The following is a 384-nucleotide window of genomic DNA, read 5'->3' as shown; positions in this document are numbered from 1 at the left end:
CCGACCGGCATTACGACTACGACGCCTACGGCAACCTGATCCGCGAACGGCGTGGTGAGAACGTCACCGTCTACCGCTACGACAGTCAGCACCGCCTGACCGGCCTGACCTTGCCCGACGGCCGCACAGCGAGCTACCGCTACGACGCCTTCGGCCGCCGCATCAACAAAACCGTCGACGGCCATAGCACGCAGTTTTTCTGGCAAGGCGACCAACTCGTTGCCGAAAGCAGCCCCAACCACTACCGCAGCTACCTCTACGAACCGGGCAGCTTCCGGCCCTTGGCCATGCTCGACGGCAAAGGCCCGAAAAAGGCCTGCCCGTTTTATTACCAACTCGACCACCTCGGCACCCCGCAGGAACTCACCGACTACGGCGGCGAAA

At 63.0% G+C, this 384-nt stretch carries 1 protein-coding gene; it reads left to right on the top strand.

The genetic code is table 11. The annotated features are described in order from the left end of the window. Positions 1-384 (top strand): RHS domain-containing protein (locus tag ACW9JC_RS30435; protein ID WP_457459696.1); only part of this gene is annotated, 384 nt, incomplete at both ends.

The sequence above is a fragment of the Pseudomonas sp. SDO5591_S426 genome (genome assembly GCF_054070755.1).
The sequence above is the reverse complement of the archived record's forward strand: the minus strand, read 5'-3'. Positions and strand labels throughout refer to the sequence as shown.